We start from the raw sequence: 4,976 nt of genomic DNA, 5'->3' as shown, positions 1-4,976 counted from the left end.
CGTCTGGCCTACCGCCCCGCCGGCTGCGGCTCCTCCGCCGCGGCGACCGTCGCGTCCGTGCCCGGCGGGGGAAGGTCGCCGTCGAGGATCCGGCGCAGCTCGTCGAACTCGTGCCCGCCCGCCCCGTCCGGGTCGGTTCGTCGCCGCCACCGGGTCGCCAGCCAACCGAGCGCGGCGCCGCCGCCGAGCCCCGCGACCAACCCCGCCGCCAGCAGGGCGTCCGTTCTCCCGCGGTCGCCCTCCGCGTCGTCGTCGGAGGTGGCGGCCGCCGCCCGGTCCGACGGCCCCCCGGCGTGCGCGCCGGTGGCCGTCTGCCCACCATGTCCGCTCGCCGCCGGCAGCAGGGTCAGTACCGGAGCCGGACGCGGCCCGCCGGCCGGGTCGGCCCACCGCACCACCGTGCCGTCGGAGTACGTCTGCACCACCTCGAACACCATCCGGTCGGCCTGGGGCAGCGGCCCCATGGAGACGGCGAGCCGGGCCGGGCCGGCGGGGGCCCCCTTGGCCCGGGCCCAGATCACCGAGGCGGTGACCGTGTCCATCGTCGTGCCGTGGATGCCGGAAATCGGCTCGGTCAGCTTCCGGGTAGTGATCCGGGGCGCCCAGCCGGTCACCGACATCGGGTACGCCTCGCCGACTGGCGCCGCCGCCGGCAGCCGCAGCTCGATCCGCTCGGTCCGGGCACCCGGGCGCTCCTCGGGAACGACGATCTCCAGCCGTACCGGGTCGCCCTGCCGGGCCTGCTCAGGGGTGCTCGTCACGTCCGCCGCCAGCGCCGTGCCCGGCCAGCCCAGCGCGGCGGCGACGACGGCCAGGACGGCCGCCGCCGAAATCCGGAGCCGCCGGTTGTCCCTGCCGATCATCGCCACTCTCGCCCGCCCTTCGTCTTCCTCCGGCCGCACCGACACCGGCCCCACCCGATAGTTCGGCTGGGACGGCCGAAAGGTTCAATCCGCGCCGGCTGCCGTCGGACCCGCTGCCGGGCCCGGCGTTGACAAGGGGCCCTTCCTCTACGGAATGCGATAAGAAGGGGCCCTTCCTTGCCCGCTAGCATCAGCGGGGGCGGTCAGCCGGCCGCATCTGTCGTCAGCTGGAGGAGTCACCGTGTCCGCACCCCGTATCCCCGTCGTGGCCGACCCCGTCGTCGTCGCCGCCGGGACGACGGCGGCCGACGCGGTGGCCGCGACCGGGCTGCCGTCCAGCGGTCCGAAGGCGGTCGTCGTGGTCCGCGACCCGCAGGGCAACCTGCGCGACCTGGACTGGGTGCCGGCCGAGGACACCACCGTCGAGCCGGTCGCCCTCGACAGCCCGGACGGGCTCAACGTGCTGCGCCACTCGACCGCGCACGTGCTCGCCCAGGCGGTGCAGGACGTCTTCCCGGAGGCGAAGCTCGGCATCGGCCCGCCGATCGAGAACGGCTTCTACTACGACTTCGCCGTCGACAAGCCGTTCCAGCCCGACGACCTGGCGAAGCTCGAGAAGCGGATGCAGGAGATCGTCAAGTCCGGGCAGCGGTTCCGGCGGCGGCGGTTCGCCAGCCTCGACGAGGCGAAGGCCGAGCTGGCCGCCGAGCCGTTCAAGCTGGAGCTCGTCGACCTGAAGGGCGAGCAGGAGCAGGGCGACGTCGAGGGTGAGGGGTTGGACTCCTCCGAGGTGATGGAGGTCGGCGGTGGCGAGCTGACCATCTACGACAACCTCGATGCCAAGGAGGAGAAGGTCTGTTGGTCGGACCTGTGCCGGGGCCCGCACCTGCCGAACACCCGGCTGATCGGCGCGTTCAAGCTCATGCGCTCGGCCGCCGCGTACTGGCGGGGCAGTGAGAAGAACCCGCAGTTGCAGCGGGTGTACGGCACCGCCTGGCCGACCCGCGACGAGCTGAAGGCGTACCTGAAGCTCCTCGAGGAGGCCGCCCGCCGCGACCACCGCAAGCTCGGCGTCGACCTGGACCTGTTCAGCTTCCCCGACGAGCTCGGCTCCGGGCTGGCGGTCTTCCACCCCAAGGGCGGGATCATCCGCCGGGAGATGGAGAACTACTCGCGGATCAAGCACGAGGAGGCGGGGTACGCCTTCGTCAACACCCCGCACATCACCAAGGGTCACCTGTACGAGGTCTCCGGGCACCTCGACTGGTACGCCGACGGGATGTTCCCGCCCATGGAGGTCGAGGGCGCGAACTACTACCTCAAGCCGATGAACTGCCCGATGCACGACCTGATCTTCCGGTCCCGGGGTCGCTCCTACCGGGAGCTGCCGCTGCGGATGTTCGAGTTCGGCACGGTCTACCGGTACGAGAAGTCCGGTGTGGTGCACGGCCTGACCCGGGTCCGGGGGATGACCCAGGATGACGCGCACATCTTCTGCACCGAGGAGCAGATGGCGGGGGAGCTGAAGTCCCTGCTCGCCTTCGTGCTCGAGCTGCTGCGCGACTACGGCCTGGACGACTTCTACCTGGAACTGTCCACTCGCAACCCGGAGAAGTCGGTCGGCACCGACGAGAACTGGGATCGGGCGACGGAAGCGCTGCGCACCGCCGCCGAGGAGTCCGGCCTGCACCTGGTTCCCGACCCGGCCGGCGCGGCCTTCTACGGGCCGAAGATCTCCGTGCAGGCCAAGGACGCCATCGGGCGGACCTGGCAGATGTCCACGATCCAGGTCGACTTCAACCTGCCCGAGCGGTTCGGCCTGGAGTACCAGGCCGCCGACGGCACCCGGCAGCGACCCGTGATGATCCACCGGGCGCTGTTCGGTTCGATCGAGCGGTTCTTCGGCGTGCTCACCGAGCACTACGCGGGGGCGTTCCCGGCCTGGCTGGCCCCGGTGCAGGTGGTGGGCATCCCGATCCGCGAGGACCACACCGACTACCTGCGCGGGTTCGTCGCGGCGCTGCGCGCCGAGGGCATCCGGGCCCAGGTGGACGCGGGTGACGACCGGATGCAGAAGAAGATCCGTACGGCCCAGCAGCAGAAGATCCCGTTCATGGTGATCGCCGGGGACGACGACGTGGCCGCCGGCACGGTGTCGTTCCGGTATCGGGACGGCTCGCAACGCAACGGCGTGCCGACCGCAAAGGCGTTGGCCCACGTGCTCGACGTGGTCAACTCCCGCAGCAACACCGGGCCGTCGGCCGAGGTCTGAGGTCCGGCCCGGTCCCGCCGCGAGCCGCGGCCCCCGTTTCACCCCCTGTCCGCCCCGGCGTCCGCGTGTCGACCCCACCCGGTCGCCGGCTGCCGGCCGCCGGTTCGCACGGCTGGGGCGGACGCCGCCGGGAACGTAGGATCGACGGCGTGACAGGGGCGGAACGGCACACGGGCAACGGCGTGACCGACGGGCTGGAACGGCATGCGGGCAACGGCATGACCGACGGGCTGGAACGGCTCTGGACCCCGCACCGGATGACGTACGTCTCCGGCGAGGACCGTCCCGAGGGTGGGTACGACAAGCCCGACGGCTGCCCGTTCTGCCTGGCCCCGAGGCTGCCGGCGGAGGAGAGCCTGGTGGTGGCCCGGGGCGAGCGCGTCTTCGCGGTGCTCAACCTGTACCCCTACAACCCGGGGCACCTGCTGGTCTGCCCCTACCGGCACGTGCCCGACTACACCGACCTCGACCTCGCCGAGACCGCCGAGCTGGCGGCGTTCACCCAGACCGCCATGCGGGTGGTGCGGCGGGTCAGCAACGCGCACGGGTTCAACCTGGGCATGAACCAGGGTGGCGTGGCCGGTGCCGGCATTGCCGAGCACCTGCACCAGCACGTGGTTCCCCGGTGGGGCGGCGACGCCAACTTCATGCCGGTGATCGGGCAGACGAAGGTGCTGCCGCAACTGCTCGCCGACACCCGGAACCTGTTCATCCGCGCCTGGCCGAATTGACAGTCCGTGGCCGGGGTCGTGTCGTTGCGGTGAATTCGTTGCCCCCGCCGCGGCGCGGAGTGGCACGATCTGGCGATGGCAGTGACGACACGGACATTGGGCCGCAGCGGCATCGAGGTCGGCGCCCTCGGCATGGGCTGCTGGGCCATCGGCGGCCCCTGGGCCGAGGGCGCCCAGCCGCTGGGCTGGGGCGCGGTCGACGATGACGAGTCGGTGCGGGCGGTCCGCCGGGCGCTCGACCTCGGCGTGACCCTTTTCGACACCGCCGACACGTACGGGGCCGGGCACGGCGAGCGGATCCTCGGCCGGGCCCTCGCCGGCCGGCGCGACGAGGCCGTGATCGCCACCAAGTGGGGCTACACGTTCGACGAGTCGACCCGCCAGGCCACCGGGCAGGACGCCTCGCCGGCGTACCTGCGCCGGGCCGTGGTCGACTCGCTGCGCCGCCTGGACACCGACCGCATCGACCTCTACCAGCTACACCTGGGCGACCTGCCGGTGCCGCGGGCGCAGGCGCTGTTCGCGGCCTGCGAGGACCTCGTCGCCGAGGGGCTGATCCGGGCGTACGGGTGGAGCACCGACCGGGTCGACCGGGCCACCGCCGTCGGCCAGGGCGCCCGCCTCGGCACCGCCGTGCAGCACGACCTGTCCGTGCTGCGCGACGCCCCCGGGCTGCTCGCCGTCTGCGACAAGTACGACCTGGCCAGCATCAACCGTGGCCCGCTCGGCATGGGCCTGCTCACCGGCAAGTACGGCGCCGGCTCCACGCTGCCCCGTGACGACGTGCGGGGGGCGACGGCGAGCTGGCTGGAATGGTTCCGCAGCGGTCGTCCCGCCCCGGAGTGGCTGCGCCGGGTCGGTGCGGTACGGGCGGCGCTGACCGCCGACGGGCGTACCCTCGCCCAGGGTGCGCTGGGCTGGATCTGGGCGCGCAGCGACCGCGCGATCCCGATCCCGGGCTGTCGCACGGTCGCCCAGGTGGAAGAGAACGTCGCCGCCCTGGCCCTCGGCCCGCTGACCCCGGACCACTTCGCCGAGGTGGAACGCCGACTGGCGGCGCTGCGCACGGCGGCCCTGCGTTCCGCCGACCGCCCCTACTGGCCCGTGCCC

The 4,976-nt window shown here is 72.6% G+C and carries 4 protein-coding genes; 3 read left to right on the top strand and 1 reads right to left on the bottom strand.

Going from position 1 to position 4,976, the window contains the following annotated elements; genetic code table 11:
* Positions 1 to 8: 8 nt before the first annotated feature.
* The gene (locus E1258_RS29830) at positions 9 to 863 is read right to left on the bottom strand and encodes a YcnI family protein (protein WP_132406979.1); all 855 of its coding nucleotides are present in this window, start codon (positions 861 to 863) and stop codon (positions 9 to 11) included.
* A gap of 241 nt (positions 864 to 1,104) precedes the next feature.
* Between E1258_RS29830 and thrS the strand changes: the two genes are divergently transcribed.
* The 3 genes from thrS to E1258_RS29815 form a co-directional block, all read left to right on the top strand.
* Positions 1,105 to 3,135, top strand: coding sequence for a threonine--tRNA ligase (gene thrS, locus E1258_RS29825; protein ID WP_132406977.1), 2,031 nt, complete (start codon positions 1,105 to 1,107; stop codon positions 3,133 to 3,135).
* 149 nt (positions 3,136 to 3,284) lie between these two features.
* On the top strand, positions 3,285 to 3,866 hold the full coding sequence (locus E1258_RS29820; RefSeq protein ID WP_371688704.1) for an HIT domain-containing protein: 582 nt from the start codon (positions 3,285 to 3,287) through the stop codon (positions 3,864 to 3,866).
* Between the two features lie 75 nt (positions 3,867 to 3,941).
* Positions 3,942 to 4,976, top strand: a 1,035-nt coding sequence (locus E1258_RS29815) for an aldo/keto reductase (protein ID WP_132406975.1), incomplete at its 3' end; no start/stop codon positions are given.

The organism is Micromonospora sp. KC207 (genome assembly GCF_004348615.1).
Lineage (GTDB): Bacteria > Actinomycetota > Actinomycetes > Mycobacteriales > Micromonosporaceae > Micromonospora.
The sequence above is the reverse complement of the archived record's forward strand: the minus strand, read 5'-3'. Positions and strand labels throughout refer to the sequence as shown.

Bases quoted from the DNA above. Each gene is read 5' to 3' on its own strand.
- E1258_RS29830 (WP_132406979.1), bottom strand. From the start codon at position 863: ATGATCGGCAGGGACAACCGGCGGCTCCGGATTTCGGCGGCGGCCGTC.